Source organism: Polaromonas sp. P1_A2, from assembly GCF_056406895.1.
Genome location: NZ_JBFTZI010000003.1, coordinates 1 through 18,112 on the forward strand (window position 1 = coordinate 1; position 18,112 = coordinate 18,112).

Annotated in this window: 19 protein-coding genes; 12 read left to right on the top strand and 7 right to left on the bottom strand. The window is 66.4% G+C overall.

All coding sequences use genetic code 11. From position 1 onward, the window contains the following. Positions 1-499: 499 nt before the first annotated feature. The 3 genes from AC1D09_RS12010 to ylqF all read right to left on the bottom strand — a co-directional run bounded on the left by AC1D09_RS12010 (position 500) and on the right by ylqF (position 3,012). The gene (locus AC1D09_RS12010) at positions 500-1,114 is read right to left on the bottom strand and encodes a hypothetical protein (RefSeq protein ID WP_477663496.1); all 615 of its coding nucleotides are present in this window, start codon (positions 1,112-1,114) and stop codon (positions 500-502) included. A 246-nt stretch (positions 1,115-1,360) separates the two neighbouring features. After that, positions 1,361-1,981 carry a hemerythrin domain-containing protein gene (locus tag AC1D09_RS12015; protein WP_477663497.1) on the bottom strand — a complete coding sequence of 207 codons (621 nt, stop codon included), beginning with the start codon at positions 1,979-1,981 and terminating at the stop codon, positions 1,361-1,363. Between the two features lie 62 nt (positions 1,982-2,043). Further along, positions 2,044-3,012 carry a ribosome biogenesis GTPase YlqF gene (gene ylqF, locus AC1D09_RS12020; protein WP_477663498.1) on the bottom strand — a complete coding sequence of 323 codons (969 nt, stop codon included), beginning with the start codon at positions 3,010-3,012 and terminating at the stop codon, positions 2,044-2,046. Between the two features lie 342 nt (positions 3,013-3,354). Here ylqF and AC1D09_RS12025 point away from each other — a divergent pair, with 342 nt between their 5' ends. Together AC1D09_RS12025 and AC1D09_RS12030 are read left to right on the top strand one after the other, a co-directional pair. After that, positions 3,355-4,020 carry a response regulator transcription factor gene (locus tag AC1D09_RS12025; RefSeq protein WP_477663499.1) on the top strand — a complete coding sequence of 222 codons (666 nt, stop codon included), beginning with the start codon at positions 3,355-3,357 and terminating at the stop codon, positions 4,018-4,020. Beyond that, on the top strand, positions 4,017-5,453 hold the full coding sequence (locus tag AC1D09_RS12030) for an ATP-binding protein (RefSeq protein WP_477663500.1): 1,437 nt from the start codon (positions 4,017-4,019) through the stop codon (positions 5,451-5,453). The genes AC1D09_RS12025 and AC1D09_RS12030 overlap by 4 nt, the downstream gene beginning before the upstream one ends. A gap of 162 nt (positions 5,454-5,615) precedes the next feature. On the opposite strand, the gene AC1D09_RS12035 is transcribed toward AC1D09_RS12030, so the two are convergent. Further along, the gene (locus AC1D09_RS12035) at positions 5,616-6,476 is read right to left on the bottom strand and encodes a MipA/OmpV family protein (RefSeq protein ID WP_477663501.1); all 861 of its coding nucleotides are present in this window, start codon (positions 6,474-6,476) and stop codon (positions 5,616-5,618) included. A gap of 45 nt (positions 6,477-6,521) precedes the next feature. Continuing rightward, positions 6,522-7,532, bottom strand: coding sequence for a CE1 family esterase (locus AC1D09_RS12040; protein WP_477663502.1), 1,011 nt, complete (start codon positions 7,530-7,532; stop codon positions 6,522-6,524). Between the two features lie 291 nt (positions 7,533-7,823). Between AC1D09_RS12040 and AC1D09_RS12045 the strand changes: the two genes are divergently transcribed. Further along, a complete protein-coding gene (locus AC1D09_RS12045; protein ID WP_477663503.1) occupies positions 7,824-8,099 on the top strand; it encodes a hypothetical protein in 276 nt (91 codons plus the stop codon). A 20-nt stretch (positions 8,100-8,119) separates the two neighbouring features. After that, a complete protein-coding gene (locus tag AC1D09_RS12050) occupies positions 8,120-8,326 on the top strand; it encodes an oxidoreductase-like domain-containing protein (RefSeq protein WP_477663504.1) in 207 nt (68 codons plus the stop codon). Positions 8,327-8,357: 31 nt separating this feature from the next. Here the strand turns inward: AC1D09_RS12050 and gshA are convergent, their stop codons facing one another. After that, the gene (gene gshA / locus AC1D09_RS12055; protein ID WP_477663505.1) at positions 8,358-9,929 is read right to left on the bottom strand and encodes a glutamate--cysteine ligase; all 1,572 of its coding nucleotides are present in this window, start codon (positions 9,927-9,929) and stop codon (positions 8,358-8,360) included. 359 nt (positions 9,930-10,288) lie between these two features. On the opposite strand from gshA, the gene AC1D09_RS12060 reads away from it, so the two are divergent. From AC1D09_RS12060 to AC1D09_RS12070, 3 genes are all read left to right on the top strand, one after another. After that, positions 10,289-11,062 (top strand): hypothetical protein, encoded by a 774-nt coding sequence (locus tag AC1D09_RS12060; protein ID WP_477663506.1) that lies wholly within the window; start codon positions 10,289-10,291, stop codon positions 11,060-11,062. A 198-nt stretch (positions 11,063-11,260) separates the two neighbouring features. Further along, on the top strand, positions 11,261-11,953 hold the full coding sequence (locus tag AC1D09_RS12065) for a GspH/FimT family pseudopilin (RefSeq protein WP_477663507.1): 693 nt from the start codon (positions 11,261-11,263) through the stop codon (positions 11,951-11,953). Positions 11,954-12,002: 49 nt separating this feature from the next. Continuing rightward, entirely contained in the window at positions 12,003-13,292 is a 1,290-nt protein-coding gene (locus AC1D09_RS12070; RefSeq protein WP_477663508.1) for an MFS transporter, read from the top strand. Between the two features lie 9 nt (positions 13,293-13,301). Here the strand turns inward: AC1D09_RS12070 and AC1D09_RS12075 are convergent, their stop codons facing one another. Beyond that, positions 13,302-13,964 (bottom strand): alpha/beta hydrolase, encoded by a 663-nt coding sequence (locus tag AC1D09_RS12075; RefSeq protein WP_477663509.1) that lies wholly within the window; start codon positions 13,962-13,964, stop codon positions 13,302-13,304. 215 nt (positions 13,965-14,179) lie between these two features. On the opposite strand from AC1D09_RS12075, the gene petA reads away from it, so the two are divergent. The 5 genes from petA to AC1D09_RS12100 all read left to right on the top strand — a co-directional run bounded on the left by petA (position 14,180) and on the right by AC1D09_RS12100 (position 17,901). Next, entirely contained in the window at positions 14,180-14,788 is a 609-nt protein-coding gene (gene petA / locus AC1D09_RS12080) for a ubiquinol-cytochrome c reductase iron-sulfur subunit (protein ID WP_477663510.1), read from the top strand. Positions 14,789-14,873: 85 nt separating this feature from the next. Next, positions 14,874-15,110: a hypothetical protein gene (locus tag AC1D09_RS12085; RefSeq protein WP_413330853.1), complete on the top strand. Its 237-nt coding sequence runs from the start codon at positions 14,874-14,876 to the stop codon at positions 15,108-15,110. Positions 15,111-15,180: 70 nt separating this feature from the next. After that, positions 15,181-16,053 carry a PhzF family phenazine biosynthesis protein gene (locus tag AC1D09_RS12090; RefSeq protein WP_477663511.1) on the top strand — a complete coding sequence of 291 codons (873 nt, stop codon included), beginning with the start codon at positions 15,181-15,183 and terminating at the stop codon, positions 16,051-16,053. Between the two features lie 120 nt (positions 16,054-16,173). Continuing rightward, entirely contained in the window at positions 16,174-16,629 is a 456-nt protein-coding gene (locus tag AC1D09_RS12095; protein WP_477663512.1) for a DUF4864 domain-containing protein, read from the top strand. 216 nt (positions 16,630-16,845) lie between these two features. Beyond that, on the top strand, positions 16,846-17,901 hold the full coding sequence (locus tag AC1D09_RS12100; protein ID WP_477663513.1) for a class I SAM-dependent methyltransferase: 1,056 nt from the start codon (positions 16,846-16,848) through the stop codon (positions 17,899-17,901). The last annotated feature ends 211 nt before the right edge of the window (positions 17,902-18,112 follow it).

Genomic DNA, 18,112 nt, shown 5'->3' on the forward strand with positions numbered 1-18,112 from the left:
TGCGGTGCTCGAGCCAAGCGGGGTCCGGCTAAACTCGCCTTCGGCTCAGACAACGCCGGCCCTGATCCGCTTGTCTCTGCGCTCCTCGGCCCAGCCAGGACGGGGCAATCGGGAGCGGGGACAAAAGACAAAGAAACAAACCAAGACAAACAAGGACACGCCGTGGCGTGTCCTTGTGGTTTTGGGTATTGGTATTTTTTTCTCTCACCCCTTGTGTATGCGCCGAGGAGCGGAGGTTCAGGCGGATCAGGGATCGCGTTGTCTGAGCGAAGCGCAGCGTAGCGAGTTTAGCGAGACCCCGCCTGAACCGAGCACCGCAGGTTGCCCCGGAGCGAAGCGCAGGGGACGCAGACACCAGGGTCGCCTTTTCTTTGCTTACTTTCTTTTGGCGAAGCAAAAGAAAGTGAGTTGCCGCCGGGCAACCCCGGCCAGCCGCCCTCAGCAGAGGAAAGAGGAGGATGAGGAGGCAGAGCGCGCCAGCCGGAGCAAGACCCGGCCCTTAGCCGCGCCCTCGGCGATCACCCCGCATCATCCGCTCCACCTGGTCGCGCAAAGCGGCCACCTCATTGCGCAGCTGGCGGCGTTCCTGTCTGGTCACCACGCCGTCGGACTTGAAATTGGCTTCGTGGCGCTCAATCATGCGTTCACGGCCGTGCAGCCTGCGCGCCTCGCGCTCGCTGATGCGACCGGTGCGCACGCCTTCGTCAATGCGCTGGCTGATGTTGAGCTGGCTGTTGTCCACGCCGGGAGTGTTTGGGTTGTAGCCCGGCTGGCCGACGACCACGTTGTTGGCGATCTTGCGCTCGACTTCGGCTTTCAGGCCTTCCAGGTCGGCCCGCAGTTGCTGGCGCTCCTGGGGCGTGGCATTGCCGTCGGACTTGTAGCGGCTCTCGCGCATGGAAATGTCGCGGTCGCGCGCGTACAGCTCCTGCGCCTCGGACGGCGTGATGCGGCCGGCCTGCATGCCTTGCTGGATGCGCGCGCTGATGGCCTGCTGGGTGTTGTCAATACCCGGTGTGTTGGTGCTTTGCGCCATGGCCACGGTCGGGGCCATGCCCAGGCCGGCCAGCAAGGCGCTCGCCAATAAAGAGGCGTTCAACAGTTTTGATGTCATGGGGTTCTCCTGCTTTCTGGTGGAATGGCCAGCAACCCTGAGGGCTGCTTGCGGTGGCCGAAGTGCCATCCCAGGGTCGGGCAAGCGGCTCCCGGAGCTGCTCTGCTGAAGCGCTGCCTTTCAAGGGCTGTTATGCGATCCAGTGCACAAAGTGTTCATCCGCGCAGGGGCGCACCGTGTAAGGCAATCGAACATTTAACCGGTACGGATGTCGCGTCCGCGAGCGCGGACAGGCGCCGGACGGCCTCAGGCCTCACCCAGCCCTATCGGCGCCGGCGCCTCCATGACGATGCGCGAGAAGAGCCGGTCATACACCGGATCCACCCCATGCCGGCCGCCGAGCGGGTCGCGGTTTTCCAGGAAGGCCGCGTCCAGTTCCTTCCAGTCGGCCTCACTGAGCACCTTTTCCGCTTCCGGCAGGATGACCGATTCTTCCAGACGCATGTGTTCCAGGTAGAAGTCCACATACCGTTTGCAATGCAGCTCAAAGTCGGATTTGCGCGGCTCGCCCAGCAGTTCCCAGGCCAGCAGCAGGTGTTGCAGTTCACGCACGGCCTTCTCGCCGTTCATGTGGTCGCGCTCGAGCCGCTCCACAACAGGCATGACTCTAGGCGCCAGGCGGACCACGCGCGGAAACAGCAGGTTCGATTCTTTGGGGTGGTGCAGGCGCTCGGGGAACTCGTCGATGTAAAACAGCATGGCCCGCAGCACGTCAAAAAACTTCTGCGCATGGTCGCCCGGGCCGCGCGCCACCATCATGGGCATGGAACGCAGCATGGCGGAAAGGGAGGCGTGCTCATCGAGGATGATTTGCACGCAGGCATGTTTGTGAATGGCGGCCTCCGGTGGGTGATTACCGCCAAGCATGCCTGCCGGCACCGCCGCCGGCCTTGACGAAGATCAAGCCCAGCGCATGCCGCCGGTGAATCTCAGGATTCGCCGGGCTCGCGGTTTTTGTCGGGCCGCGGGATTTTCTTGAACTTGATGAGCCGGTTGGTCTCTATCTTGTCTTTTTTCACTTGCCGTTCGGCGTCCAGCAGGCGGCCCGCCGCCAGCCATTCGGCGAACTCGGCGGGCGTCTCCAGCGTGATGCGGCCCAGGGTGGCGGCGCGGAATTCGTGGATCACTATTTCGGCGGCTTTTTGCAGGTTGACGCGGCCCTTGGCCAGCACCGCGCCGCGCTTGCGGCCTATCGCCTCCAGCAGTTGCTCGTCGGTGATGCCGGGCGCCACTTCCACTTTGTAACGCGCCTCCAGCAGGCCGGGGTAGTGCTTGATCAGGTAGTCGAGCAGCTCCAGCCCAACCTCTTCCTCGTCAAAGGCGTTGCGGCCTATGGCGCCGCTGGCGGCGAGGTTGTAGCCGCTTTTGGCGACGATGATGCGCGGCCACAGCATGCCGGGCGTGTCCCACAAATAAAAGCCGTCGGCCAGCACCAGGCGCTGCTCGACCTTGGTGATGCCGGCCTCGTCGCCGGTCTTGGTGGCGCGCTTGCCGGTCAGGGTGTTGATGAGTGTGGACTTGCCGACGTTGGGAATGCCGCAAATCAGCACGCGCATGGGCTTGACCATGCTGCCGCGCGTGGGCGCGAGCGCGTGGCAGGCGTCGATGAGGCGGCGCGCGGGCGTGGTTTCGCTGGCGTCGAGCTCGATGGCGCGGGTGTTGGGCAGGCTGTTGTAGTGCTCCAGCCACAGCGGCGTGCGCGCGGGGTCGGCCAGGTCGCGCTTGTTGAGCACCTTGAGCGCGGGCTTGCCACTGGTGAGTTCGGCCAGCATGGGATTGGCGCTGGAGCCGGGCAGGCGCGCGTCCAGCAGCTCAATGACCACATCAATTTCCTTGATGCGCTCTTGAATGGCTTTTTTGGTCAGATGCATGTGACCGGGAAACCACTGGATGGCCATCGGGAATCTCTCTTTTTGCTTGCTTGTTGCGGGTTCAGGGCCAGGGGCCTCCAGGCCCCTGCGATCCCCCAATTGTCGCCGCTGCGGCCCCGGAGGCCGCCGTGCCGCAAAATAGGCGGCCTCCACCCCTCCATTTAAAAATCAGTGGGGGCCGCGGGACTGGCTTTGCCAGACCGCAGGCGCCGTCCCCTCGAGGGGGGAACAGGCTACACGCAGTGAGCCTGGACGGGGGTGCTTGTTAATAACTGCTTAATCAGCTCCCGGCACGATAGCTGCTTGGGACAAGCGGGCCAGGGGCAACCAGGCCAGCCACAACAACAGCGACCGAAAGAGGCTATTCCTGTGCACCTGCTGCTGGTAGAAGACGACACCATGCTGGCCGAAGCGGTGTGCGACGCCGCGCGCCAGATCGCCTGGACGGTGGACCATGTGGGCGACGCCCCCTCCGCCCGGCTGGCGCTGGCCGACCATGTGTATGAGGCCGTGCTGCTGGACCTGGGGCTGCCCGGCGATTCGGGGCTGACGGTGCTGCGGGCCCTGCGCGGGCGCTACGACGTGACGCCGGTGCTGATCCTGACGGCGCGCGGCCAGCTCAGCGAGCGCATCCAGGGGCTGGATGCGGGCGCCGACGATTACCTCGTGAAACCCTTCCAGGTCGACGAACTCTGGGCGCGGGTGCGCGCCGTGATGCGCCGCAGCCAGGGCAAGGTGGTGCCGGTGCACACCTATGGCGACATCAGCCTGGACCGCAGCAAGCGCGCGGTGACGCGCGCCGGCGTGCGCGTGGCCCTGAGCGCGCATGAATACCGCACGCTGCTGGCGCTGCTGGAGCGGCCCGGCCATGTGGTCACGCGCGACCACCTGGAGGACGTGGTCTACGGCAACACCACGGCCATCGAGAGCAACACCATCGCGGTGTTCATCCACCAGCTGCGGCGCAAGCTGGGCGAGCACCTGATCACCACGGTGCACGGCCAGGGCTACATGATCGGCGAGGCCAAGCCGTGAGCTGCCGGTTCGTCAGGTCGCTCAAGGGCCGCGTGCTGCTGGTGCTGGGCATCACCATCACGCTGTGCTGGGCCGGTGCGCTCACCGTGCTGGTGGTGTACACCCTGAGCGGCCAGAGCAGCCACTGGGACAGCAAGCTGCAGGCCATAGGCACCAAGATACTGCTGGCCATCCCCAGCGGCGCGAAGCTCAAGCCCTCCTTCAGCCACAGCCTGCAATTGCGCGACGACTCCATTTCGCGCGACGTCAACCTGACCTTCCAGGTGTGGACGGAGCGCAAGAACCTGATCGTGCGGGCCCCGGATTCGCCGCGTGTCCCGCTACTGCCGTCCTTCACCGACGGTTTTACCAGCGCCACCGTCGACGGCGAGCGCTGGCGCATCTTCTCGGTGTCCGACAGCACGGGCGAGGTCAGCGTGCAGGTGGCCATGCGCCACAGCGTGATCGACCAGGAAATACGCCACAAGATCTTCGGCGCGCTGGGCTTCGTGACCGCCTTGCTGGGCGTCGCCGGCCTGCTGATGTGGTTTGCCATGGGCAAGTCGCTGCAGCCCCTGACGGCGATCCAGGCGGCGGTGCGCCGGCGGCGCAAGTTCGACCTCACGCCGCTGCCGGTGGCGCAGCTGCCCGCCGAGATCAGGCCGCTGGTCGAGTCCTTCAACCACCTGCTGGACCAGCTGGACCAGGCCATGCAGGGCGAGCGGCGTTTTATCGGCGACGCGGCCCATGAGCTGCGCACGCCCTTGTCGGCGCTGCAGGCGCAGGCCCAGGTCGCCTTGCGCGCCACCACGCTGGAGGGCAAGGACGCCGCCCTGGTCAAGCTGCTGGCCGTGGCCGAACGCAGCACGCGCCTGTCGGACCAGCTGCTGGACCTGGCGCGCATGGACGCGGGCGTGCACGCGCCGCAAAAAAGCCTGGCCGAGCTCAGCGAGCTGATCCTGCACGTGAGCCAGGAGTTCGACATGCAGGCGCAGCAGCAGCGCCGCGCCATCATCCTGGCGCTCACGCCCTGCCCTATCGAATGCGACGTGGACGAAATCGGCATCCTGCTGCGCAACCTGCTGGACAACGCACTGCGCTACACCACCGAGGGCGGGCGCGTGAAGCTCAGCTGCGGCTACCGCGAGGATGCTGAGGGGGCCGGCACGCGCCGCGTCTGCCTGGAAGTGGCCGACGACGGCCCGGGCGTGCCCGAGGCCGAGCACCAGGCTATCTTCCGGCGCTTTCACCGCGTCGCGGGCAACGGCGGGCGCGGCAGCGGCATAGGCCTGTCCCTGGTGGCCGGCATCGCGCAGTTGCACGAGGCCGCCATCGAGACCGGGACCGGCCTGGACGGCAAGGGTTTCAGCGTGCGGGTGCTGTTTCCGCTGCCCGCGGCAGGCGCGGAGCCGGCCTCAGGCGTGCAGGACGTGATGCCTGCGCAGCCAGCTTAAGCCTCGTATCCAGCTGCGCCAGACGATTTTCCGGATCAGGTAGCCCACGTCGGTGGATTCTGCGGTTTGCATGGCTCATGGCTCCTTCTGCTTGTCCGGGCCGCCAGGGATTGACATGCGGGGCCGCGGCCCGGTATGGGCCCCGCAAGGTTTCGCCGCGCCTTAGAAGCGGTAGAGGTAGCCGACACGCACACCACTCTGGCTGGAGCGGTCGACCAGCGGGCTGTCCTTGATGCTGGAACCGAGCCTGGTGGTGCTCAGGTCCAGGAACAGGCTCTGGTTCGGTGCCAGCGCATAGCCCACACGCAGCCCGGCTTCCAGGTTGACGGCCGAACCGCCCTGGTAAAAGGGCCGGCCGGCGCGCACCTCGGAGGCGTTCACGCCGTAGTAATAAGAGACGTATTTGTCGTCGAGCCGGGTCGCGGCCAGGCGCGGCGTGATGTCGAAGCTGCCCGCCTGGAAGCGGCGGTCCACCATCAGCCTCAACTTCGTGCCCTTGCTGTTGCCCGAGGCGTCGCCCAGCAGCTCGGCCGAGAGATTGGCGATGTCGTTGCGCCAGACAGCGGCGCCGCCCAGCCAGATGCCGTCCTTGCGCTCATCCATGCCGGCCAGGAAAGGCGAGTCCGAGGCATCGTAGCCGTCCATCGAGTAGCGCGCGCGCAGGCGGAAGGACACCGGGCCGGCCGAGGGCAGCTTCACATCCAGGCCAAGGCCGGCGACGCTGATCCATTTGTTTTCGTAGCTGAGCAGCGGGAGCAGCCTGGTCTTGTTGTCAAAGTCGCGATAGGGTTTGCGCTCCATGCCGACCCCCAGGCCCAGGCCCCAGGAGGATTCGCCCTCGGCCTGTGCGGGCTTGGACTGCGCGCCGGCCGGCTGCGCGAAGGCCGCCATCAGAAACAGCGAAATGAGCGGCAGCGAGGCCTTGGCGGCTGCGCCGCCCGGCCGGCCCGCCGCTTTCGGGGCGGTGGATCGGGGGGCGCGCGAAGCCGGCTTGGCGGCGGGTTGCGATGGGCGAGAGATCATCTTCAGGTTCTCCAGGTTAAAAAACAGTTGAAAAGCGGTGGGGCGTCAAAGCCCGAAAAATTCACAGGCAGCCTTTGGCGCGTCCAACGCAGTGGTCTTGCGCCCCAGCAGCCGCGCGTTGCGGCCATGGGGGTGCGGAATGACGTGACCGCCGCCGCGCACCGAGTACAGGACCACCTGCTGCTGCCGGCCCGCGGTCCAGGTCTGCCTGACCACGCGCGTGCGGTCGGTGGGCTGCCCGGGCGCGAGTTCCACGGTCTGGGCCAGGTGGGCGCCATTGAGCCGGGCAAAGTAGTCCGCCGAGGCGCGCGAGGACAGCACTTCACCGCGGTTGCCGAAACCGAACAGCGTGACGCGCCCGCCGTCATAAGGGTTGATGGGATCGTCGGTGCCGTTGACGATCATGGCAGGCACGGGCTGGCCAAGTGCTTCGGCGATGGAGCTGCCCGGCGTCGGCATATTGGCCGCGACCACGGCGATGGCCGCGATGCGCCCGGGCATCTCCTGCGCCAGCCGGAAGGCCATGTGGCCGCCGCCCGAATAGCCGAAGACGAATACACGCGCGGTGTCTATGCTTCGCTCGGCCGCCACGCTGTCGATCAGTGCGGCGATGAAAGCCTTGTCGTCTATGCCCCGGGCCCGCGCGGGGTGGGAGGCCGCCTTGCGGCCGTCGTTCCAGTGCCTACCGAAGGCCTTGGGATAGACCAGCGTGAAGCGGCGCTGGCCCGCCAGCCGTTCAAAGGCGAAGCCTGTGCTCTTTTGCATGGCCGCGGCGGTCTGGCCCGAGCCGTGCAGCACGATCACCAGCGGCGAATGCGGCTGCAGGTATTGCGGCGCGTGAAGCAGGTAGGAACGCTCATGCCCGCCGACCTGCACGGTGCGCGCGCGGGTGTCGAAGACCGCGTCAAGCGGCGCACCCACAGGCGCATGCAGCCAGAAAAAAGCCAGGCTGCCGGCGAGCAGGAGCAGGAGTACCGCCGACAGGACGGCAAGCGTCTGCAGGCCCTGCATCATGCGCGCACCGAAACCGGCGGCAATCCCGGTGTATGTACCCAATCCAGCATCAGCGCCCTTTCAGCGTTTTTTTGCGATGGCGAAAACGTTCCGCCATGGACTGAGCGAATGATGGCGATGCGGATTTAAGGACTTGTTAGCGGTATTAAGAAATCGTTAAGCACGGGATATTCGCGTGGCAAGCCACTTGCGCCTGCGTGGCTATAGAGGGGTACGGCGCGGCGCGATGGAGGACAATCGGGGTATCGCGGCTGCGGGCCCACCGGAACGCAGCAACGCGCACCGGGGCCGCGAGCAAGCCGCCCCGCAACCCCACCCACACATCGAGTCCCCATGCCCTTACCCGCCGCCCCTGAACAAAAACCCGTGGTTCCCGCCCGCCGCCAGGCCGCCGCCGACCTCAAGGCCAACAACGAGGTGTTGATCAAAGGCATTCTCTGCACGCTGATAGGTTTGGGCGTGCTGGTCTCGCCCTACTTCATCACCTCGCCGGGCATGCAGGGCATCGTCGCCAAATCCTCGCTGGTCGGCTGGTTCGCGTTGGTGCTGGGCTGTGCCTTTGTGGGCCTGTATCTGCGCCGACGGATGGCGACGCCCGTCAAGGCCTGACACGGCGCTTCCCCGGGCCCATGCCGGACAACACCGACCGCGACGCCGCGCTGGCGATGTTTGCCGACTTGCAGCGGCAGGCGGCCGCCGCCGGCATCACGCTGCGGCAACCGCCTTCCGAGCCCGACAGCTGCTGCGGCCGCGGCTGCAACGGCTGCGTCTGGGAAGGCTGGTATGAGGCGGTGGACTACTGGCGCGAAGAGGCGCTGCTCAAGCTCGCGGACTGAGCGCAAGGCGCCAGGCCGCGGCCAGGGGGTATCAGATCGCCACGGCCTCGCGGCCAGGCATGCCCAGGCGTTCGGCTGACACATATTGCTGGCGGTAAATCTCGAAGGGCATGGTGTCCGAGGCTTCGATTTTCTTTTGCGCCTGGATGGACTCCTCGGTCAGCGCCGCGAAGTGCGCGAGCTCGTCCGCGCCCAGGGGCAGCGCCTGCAGCAGGGCCTGGGTTTTCTGGGACTGCGCGCGCGCGAATCCGACGAAAGAGTTGCCGTGCTCGCCGGCCATGGCCGCCAGCACCCGGGCCGAGGGCAAGGTGGACGGGTCGAGCAAGGCGGCGCTGGCGGCCGTCAGCGTATCGCTGTACTGCGTGCCGCCGTGCGCGGCGTCCAGCGCGGCGGCAATGGGCCCGCATTGCGCCAGCACCTCGGCGCCCCAGCCTGTCAACAGAACGTCCTGCCCGCCGCGCTTGAGCTTGAGGCCGGGCTCGCGGCCGCGCGCCGCCGTCTGGTGCTGGTTGTGCTTGAGTTCGGCGATTTCCTGCGGCGTGTCGTTCGGGCTGTCGCTGAGCAGGCAGTGCAGCAAAAACACGTCGAGAAAGCGCATGGTCTGCGCATTGATGCCGACCGGCTCGAAAGGATCCAGGTCCATCAGGCGCACCTCGATGTACTCGACGCCGCGCTCGCGCAGCGCATGCAGCGGGCGCTCGCCGGGGTAAATCACGCGCTTGGGGCGTATGGTGCCGTAGAACTCGTTTTCGATCTGCAGCAGCGTGGTGGCCAGCTGGTTGTAGTCGCCGCCGGGGTTGCGGATGCCGACTGCTTCGTAAGCCGGGTAAGGCCGGGTCAGCGCGTCCTGCAGCGAGGCGCCGTAGCCGTCCAGGCTGTTGTAGCTCACGGCCAGCGAGGCCTGCGCATCGCTCTGGTAGCCCAGGCGCCCCATGCGCAGCGAGGTGCCGTGGGGCATGTACATGGTGCTGCCGCTCAGGGTCTGCAGCTCATGCTGGCGGCCCTCGACAAAGCTCGAACACACGGCGGGCGAGGCGCCGAACAGGTAAAGCAGCAAAAACGCCTGGCGGCGGAAGTTGCGGATCAGCGCGAAATACTGCTCGCTGCTCACGTCGGGCAGCGACCAGTTGTAGTGGATGCCCGAGATCGTCTGCATGCGCCGGCCGTAGCGGTGCGACAGGCCCATGCGGTAGACGCTTTTGGCGCGCCCCACATTGGACGAGCCGAAACGCGCGATGGGAATGGTTTCGTCGGTCGGCAGGCCGCAGGGCATGCTGGAGACCCAGAGCATTTCGTCGCCCAGCGCCTTCATGGTGCGGTAGGTGAACTGGTGCAGCCGCGTAAGCTCCTGCAGCGCGGCTTCGGGGTTTTTGTGCGCGCCCGTGACCAGTTCCACCTGTGACTCGCTGAAGTCGGTGGTGATGGTCGGGTGCGTGAGGGCCGAACCCAGGGCGACAGGATGCGGCGTCAGGGCCAGGCCGCCGCCGGGCTGGGCGCGCAGGCTTTCCTTTTCGATGCCGCGGCGCATGCCCTTGAGCCGGTCCGGGGTCAGCGCTTTCAGGCGGCCCTGTAGCGCGCCCGCGGGCGCCTGCAACTTGGTCATATCGTCATTCCCCCAGGTTCTTGAAACTGGCTGGAAGTTATCACAGCCCGCCGCTTTGCGCTGGCCCGCGCGGGCTTGCCAGCACAGGCCGGGTGGGGTCTGGCGGCCTGGCCGGCAGGCCGGCCGGATTTCAGACAGGCACGCTGCGCGTTTGCGGCACAAATACACACTTTAGCCATTTGAATGTGGAAAGCGAGCGACGCGGCCAGGCTTGGCTGTCGAAACTTCCTTGACTTGTTGGTCAAGCTGGACGACGATAAAAAACATTCAGTAACACCTATGTTTCAGATCACAAACCTCTAAAAATCTTTGATTCTTCGAGGGAAATTCTCCTGAAACTGCGACGAGTGCGCGCCAAAATGAAAAAATTGATAACTTCGCTGTTTGGCGGATCACGCCATGGGAATGCGGCCAAACACACACCCGCCTCGAGCCGGGACAACCCGCTGACCATTGAGGACGGTTCGGACAACGCCACGCGCCGCCAGCTGGTGCAGGTGCTGCTGCGCGATGCGCTGCGCAAATACGGCATACCGCCGCGCTGGATCGACTGCCAGATGCTGCTGGTGAACAGCCGCAGCAAGGGCCAGGGCATGTATGTGCGCCTGGTCGTGCGCGAATGGGACGAGCGCCTGATGGACTATGCCTACGCCTTCCAGAATGCGCTCATGGTCGAGATCACCCGTTTTGAACCCCAGGCGGCCCATTGGCTGCACGGCATTTCATGGCAGCTGGACATCGCGGACACCTGCCCTTACCGCAGCATGCCCGACAAATCCTACTGGGCCGACCCGGTCGCCGCCAAGCCCGCTCCCCGCGTGGCGCCGCCGCGTGCCGGCCAGCCCCTGATCCAGCCCGTCGCCGCGGCCAGTGCGCCGATGAGCGCGGCCGCCGCGGCAGCCGCCGCCGCGCCCATCCTCGCGTCGCTGGCCCAGGCCCAGCCGCCGCAAACGCCGCAGACGCCGCAAGCGGAACAAGCCGCGCTGGTCGCGGCCGCACCCACGGCTCCCGACGGCGATGCCATGAAGGACCTGGAACGCCTGTTTCGCATCCGCGACCAGGAACTGGGCATCAAGGCCGATGGCGCCATCGGCCCTGTCGGCTACGAAGCCACCCAGCCTTCGCCGCTGTAAGGCTGCCAGGCCGCTCCTGATAAAAACACGGCTGCCACGCCCTGTGGCCGCCCGCGCGAAGCCGCCCTCGCTTCGCGCCGCATGACATCGCGCACGATTTCCAGCAATCAAAGTCCGGCAGCGGACAATTGACCCTCGCCGGCGCGGCGGCCTCCAGTACGGTCCGGATGTTCTCCCCAAACATCCGGACCAGCCGCCATGAATTTGCAGCACCAGGCCGCAGCCGCCCCTGCCGCGACCAAGCCCAAGCGCCTTCACAACACCCCCTCACAAACCACCCCACCGGCCGGCGCGCGCCGCCTGCCAGTCCGACCGCGGCCGCGCGGAATCACCTTGATCGAACTGCTGGTGGCCCTGGCCATCATCGCGATTGTTGCGGGCTTTGCAATTCCTTCCTTCCTGGGACTGGTCGCGAGCACCCGTATCTCCTGGACCGTCAACGCCTTTGTGCTGGACACCCGCTATGCCCGCGGCGAAGCCATGCGGCGCGGAAAAACCGTCACCATCTGCCGAAGCGCCGATCCGGCGGCGAACCCGCCCAAATGCTCCAGCGGCAACGGCGCGGCCGTCGGCGGCTGGCGCGAGGGCTGGTTTGTTTTTACCGACGAGGGCGGCGACGGCGCCTTCGACAGTGGCGCCGACAGCGTGGTGCGCATCCAGGACGCTTTCGCGCACACCGGGAGTTTTCTGGCGGTCAACAACGCGGGCAGCCCCGTCAACAACCGCAACCACATCAGCTTTGACGCCAACGGCCGCGCCGTGGGCCTGCAAAGCCGCTGGCTGGTGCAGGCGGCGGGCGCCTTGGCCAGCAACAGCAGCTACACCCGCACCCTGTGCATGAATATGGTGGGCCGGGTGCGCGTGCAGGTCGGCGAGGCCTCCTGCGCCTAGCCCGCCACGGCCCTGCAGCGCGCCGGCGGCTGGTGTACGCTTGGGGCCAATGAGCCCTCCACCTGCATCCACCGCCTCCACACAAGCCCACCCCCAGGATTCCTCGTCACTCGTTGACTCGCGTTATGCCGTGATGCGGCTGATGGTCACGCTGGCCCTGATGACCGTGGGCGCCTGCGGCATGTATGGGGTGGCCGTGGTGCTGCCGGCGGTGCAGGCCGAATTCGGCGTCACGCGCGCCGATGCCTCCATTCCCTACACCTTGCTGATGATAGGTTTCGGCGTGGGCGGCGTGATGATGGGCCGGCTGGCCGACCGCTTCGGCGTGATGGTGCCGCTGCTGATAGGCGCGACGGGCCTGGGCCTGGGTTTCGCGCTGGCGGCCATGGCCGGCAATGTGTGGATGTTCTCGCTGGCGCATGGGCTGCTGATCGGCTTTCTCGGGTCGGCCGCCACCTTCGCGCCGCTGCTGGCCGACACATCCCTGTGGTTTGTGCGCCGGCGCGGTTTCGCCGTGGCGGTATGCGCCAGCGGCAACTACGTGGGTGGCGCGATCTGGCCGCCCATCGTGCAGCATTTTGTGGAAAGCGTGGGCTGGCGGCAGACCTACCTGGGCCTGGGCATTTTCAGCTTTGTGGCCATGGCCGGGCTGGCGCTGCTGATGCGCAAACGCCCGCCGGTGGCCGTGGCCTCCAGTGTCGGCAGCAGCGGCCTGCCGGCCACCGCCAGCAGCATGCCTTTCGGCTTGAGCCCGGGCGCGGCGCAGACGCTACTGTGCGTGGCCAGCGTGGCCTGCTGCGTGGCCATGGCCATGCCCCAGGTGCACATCGTGTCTTACTGCACCGACCTGGGCTACGGCGCGGCGCGCGGCGCCGAAATGCTGTCACTGATGCTGGCCTGCGGCGTGGTCAGCCGCCTGGTGTCTGGCGCGATCTGCGACCGCATAGGCGGGCTACGCACCTTGATACTGGGCTCGGTGCTGCAGGGCATCGCGCTGCTGCTGTTTTTGCCTTTTGACGGGCTGGTGTCGCTGTACGTCATCGCCGCGCTGTTCGGCCTGTTCCAGGGTGGCCTCGTGCCGGCCTACGCCATCATCGTGCGCGAATACTTCGAGCCGGCCGAGGCCGGCGCGCGCGTGGGCACGGTCATCATGGCGTCCCTGCTGGGCATGGCGCTGGGCGGCTGGATGTCAGGCAAGGTGTTTGACCTGACCGGCTCCTACCACGCGGCGTTTCTCAATGGCGTGGCCTGGAACCTGCTGAACTTCAGCATCGCGTTTTTCCTGCTGTGGCGCGCGCGGCGCATGGCGCGCGATGCGCGGACGGCCCAGCCGGCTTGAGCCACTGCCTCAGGCCAGGACCTTTAACAGCCACTTTTCGAGGTCGACAATCTCCTGCGGGCACACCGAGTGCTCCATCGGGTACTCATGCCACTCGACCGGGTAGCCCATGGCCGTGAGCGCATCACGCGTGGCGCTGGCGCGCGGCAGCACGACCACGCCGTCATAGCTGCCATGGGCCAGGAAGATGGGCACATCCCGGTTGGCGGCACTGCGCTCACCAGCGGTCTTGTCGGCCAGCGGCAAATAACCCGACAGCCCCGCGATGCCGGCCAGCCGCTCGCCGTGGCGCAGGCCCGTCATCAGCGCCATGGCGCAGCCCTGCGAGAAACCCGCGACCACGATGCGGCTGGCGGGAATGCCGCGCGATGTTTCATGGGCGATCAGCGCCTCGATATCGGCCTGCGACTTGCGCAGCCCGGCCTCGTCCTGCCGGCTCACCAGATCGGCGCCCAGCAGGTCGTACCAGGCCGGCATAACGTAGCCGCCGTTGATGGTCACGGGAATCGACGGCGCGCTCGGGAACAGGAAGCGCACAGGGCCCACGCTGGAGAGATTGAGCTGCTCGGCGATCGGCACAAAGTCGCGCCCGTCCGCCCCCAGGCCGTGCATGATGAGGATGGTGGCGACGGGGTTGTCGCCCGTCTGGGCTTCAAGGACTTCGAGTGGCATGGGGTGATGGATCCAGGTGGTTCAAGGTTCAAGTAACAGCTGCCGGGAATTTTAGGCGCGTCCGCCCGCCCACCCTCTTTTCGTTTAAGTCCAGCCTAAGCTGACCCGCGAACAATGGTTTCCAGCCGCACTGAACACCTGGCGCCTGAAGCCTGCTACGGTGTGATGGCAACATGAAACAGTGCGTCCACTTGCCACCCTGAAAAAGCCCAACCATGCTGACCGTCACCGAACTGATCCACACGATTGACGAAGGGACCCTGCAGGACGCCGACAGGCGAAGCCTGCTCACAGCCGCGACCGGCATTGCCGCCGGCGCCGGCCTGCTGGCCGCCGCCTATCCCTTTGCCGCCAGCCTGGCGCCTTCTGAAGCGGCGCGCGCCGAAGGCGGCCCGGTGCTCGCGGATATTTCCACGCTGGCGACGGGCGAGCTGCGCACGGTGGCCTGGCGCGGCAAACCCGTCTGGCTGATGCGCCGCAGCGACGAGATGGTGCGCGCGCTGCAACAGGCCAACCCGGCGCTGGCGGACCCGCAGTCCAGGCGCTCCGAGCAGCCCAAATCCTGCGCCAACGCGACCCGTTCCGAGCGCCCTGCAATCCTGGTGGCGGTGGGGGTGTGCACCCACCTGGGCTGCTCACCGTCCCTGCGCCTGGACGACAGCGCCCTCAATGCCGAGCTGCACGCGCCCGGCGGATTTTTTTGCCCCTGCCACGGTTCCCGCTTCGACCTGGCCGGCCGCGTGGTGAAAAACGTGCCGGCGCCAACCAACCTGGAGATTCCGCCCTACCAGTTCATCGGCGATTCCCAGCTGCAGATTGGTTAGGCCCTACGGGCAAGCGCCCTTGTGAGCAGCCCCGCGGCTTGCTAGTATTTCCCGTCAGCATTTTCTGACGAAGGTGGAGATTCCCATGAAGCTCATCATTGCCGCCGTGGCGCTTGCCACATCCTCACTGGCTTTGGCCCATAACTGCCCCAACGAAATGAAAGCCATAGACGCCAAGCTGATGACCAACCCCAAGCTGTCGCCCGCCGACATGAGCAAGGTCAAGGAACTGCGCGCCGACGGCGAAAAATTCCACAAGGAAGGAAAACACGACGACTCGATGAAGGCGCTGGGCAGCGCCAAGAAGATTCTCGGCATCTAAGATCCTGTTCCTGGCCCCGCGATAATTCCCCTGCAGGCCGCCGTCACGCGCGGCCTCCAGGAGAAACAGCATGACTTCCTTGACGGGCCTGGGCTACTACCAGGTCGACGTGTTCACCCATGAAGCGCTGGCCGGCAACGGCCTGTCGGTCTTCCTGCCCGAGAGCCCGCTGCCGGCGCGCACCATGCAGCGCCTGACGGTGGAGATGCGGCAGTTTGAAAGCATTTTCCTCACACCCGCCGGCCCCGGCCGCCGCTTTGAGGCGCGCATCTTCACGATGGAGGAAGAGCTCGATTTCGCGGGCCACCCGCTGCTGGGCGCGGCCGGCCTGCTGCACCACCTGCATGCCGCCGGGCAGCCGTCCGCCGACTGGACCCTGATGCTGGGCACGCGCGCGGTCGCGCTGTCCACCACGCGGCTGGAAGGCACGACGGCCACCTACGACGCCCGCATGAACCAGGGCAAAGCCTCCTTGCAGCCGCCGCTGGGCCGCGCCGAAAGCCAGGCCTTTCTGGCGGCGCTCAACCTCGACGCCTCCCAGCTGGACATCCGCTTTCCGCTGCAGGTGGTGTCCACCGGCCTGCCCTACCTGCTGGTGCCCGCGGCCGGCGGCCTGGACCGGGCGCGCGTCGTGCACCCGGCCTTCGAGGCGCTGCTGGCCACGGTGGGCGCCAAGTTCGCCTACGTGTTCGACGTCGCGGCGCGCGAAGGCCGCACCTGGGACAACGCCGGGCTGGTCGAAGACATCGCGACCGGCAGCGCGGCCGGCCCCGTGGGCGCCTATTTGATGCAGCATGGCGCGGCGGCGGCCGGCGAGCTCATCACGCTGAAGCAGGGGCGCTTTGTCGGACGCCCCAGCAAGATCATGGTGCAGGCCGATGCGGCCGGCGACATCATGGTCAGCGGCGGCGTCGTGGTGCTGGCGCGCGGCGAACTGGTTTAGCGCCGCGCATCCGCGGCAGCGCCGGCCGCGTACCCGCTGCAAGGCTGCTTGCGGCATGATGCGGCAAGGCGTTGGTTTTTTGCGCGGCGGTCGCACGCCGTCGGCAACAGAGGAGCAAGCATGAAGACGCATTCACACCCGGCCCTGGCGCAATGGCGCCGCCTGCTGGCCGCATTCGCGGCGGCCGTGCTGCTGTGCGGCGCGGCCCATGCCGACCCGCTGGCGCCCGCCGACGAGAAAGGCGTGCGCGCCGCCGTGGAGGGGCAGCTAGCGGCCTTTGCCAAAGATGACGCGGCCAAGGCGTTTTCATTTGCCGCGCCCAATGTCCGCAAAACCCTGGGAACGGCCCAGGCCTTCATGGCCATGGTGCGCCGCGACTACCCGGTGGTCTACCGCCCGGCATCGGTCGCCTTCCTCAAACCCGACGGCAAGGACGACCAGGCGGTCCAGCGCGTGCAGATGGCCGACAGCAGCGGTGTTTCATGGCTCGCGGTTTACAGCCTGGAACGGCAAAGCAACAAAGCGTGGCGCATCACGGGCTGCGTGGTGGTCGAAAACAGGGGCCGCATGGCCTGAGGCATGGGCGCCGACTGGGTGCCCCGCTCCCCGCTCCGGGGGAAAGTCGCGGCAAGGCCTTGCCAGCCAAGGCTGCCGCACGCGAAGAAACCGGCGCCACGGGCAGCGGCCCCAAGGCAGGAAGCCGATACATGGATTACAGCGGGTTACCGCGCGCGCGCCACCAGCGGCTAAGGTGGCTGGTACTGCTGCGTTGCGGCGCTTCGGAACCCACCCATGAACATGATGCCTGCCAGCCCTTCGCTGGAATTCCCGCGCCTGCCGGTTGAACCGGCTTCCCCGTCCCGCAGGCAAGACCTGCCGGCACCGCGCCAGGCGCGCGCGTTTGAAGGCGCCACGGCGCCGCGCGAATCGTCCTTGAAGACCAGGACCTGCTGCCCCGCCTGCCTTTCAAGCGCGCTGGCCGTGGTCTACCAGGAGCCCTACACCGGCGCAAGCATGCAGGCCTATCTGGCAAGGCACTATGAAGGCCATGCGTCCAGGACGGCCGAGGCGGGCGTCTATGCCCTCGCGCGCTGCGAGGACTGCGGCATGGTCTTCCAGCAGCAGGTGCCCGACGACGCCTTGCTGGGCGAGATCTACAACGACTGGGTTCCGGGCACCGAGCTGGAGCGCGAACACCGCAACTACAGCCTGGACGAATACCGCTACCTTGCCGAACAGGTGCAGTTCATGATCCAGTACTTCGGCCTGCCGCCCGGCGAGCTGGATGCGCTGGACTTCGGTTTTGGCTGGGCGCACTGGTCCAGGATGGCCATGGGCTTCGGCTGCAATGTGTGGGGCGTGGAGCTGTCCGAAGAGCGCGCCGAGTACGGGAGGTCCGTGGGCTTGCGCGTCGTCGGCCTGGCCGACCTGCCGCCCAGGCGCTTTCGTTTCATCAACACCGAACAGGTCTTTGAACACCTGACCGAACCCCGGAAGGTGCTCGAAAAGCTGCGCGACGCGCTGTCGGGTGACGGCGTCATCAAGATCAGCGTACCCAACGCGGCGGCCGCGCTGAAAAAAATCGGCCGGGGAAAAAATTTCGGCGCGCTGTCTGCCAATGAGCAGATGCCGATTGCCCCGCTGGAGCACATCAACGCCTTCAGCCACGACTCGCTGGTCGCCTTCGGAAAAGAGTTTGGCCTCAAGCCGCTGCGGCCCAGCCTTTACCGGCTGTACAACAGCGCCTCGGGCCTGCTGCAGGCCAGGAACCTGGCACGCGCGATTGCCAGGCCGGTGTACCGGCATATTTTTCCGCGCACCACCTTTGTGTACTTTGTGCGGGCCTAGGAGCGGCTCGCGTACCGCCTGCCGCCCTCGCGCGGCGTGCTGCGGCAGGGACCTGTGCCTTTACCGGTCAAATTACAAGTATTTACATTTACCCTCTTCAAGCTGCCTTTAGGCGAGTTGCATGCTTTTTCATTCTTAAATCCACGTAAATAGATTTTTTTACAAGACTCTTTCATGAAAAAGTTCCGCTTTTGAGAAGCTGCTCGCTTGA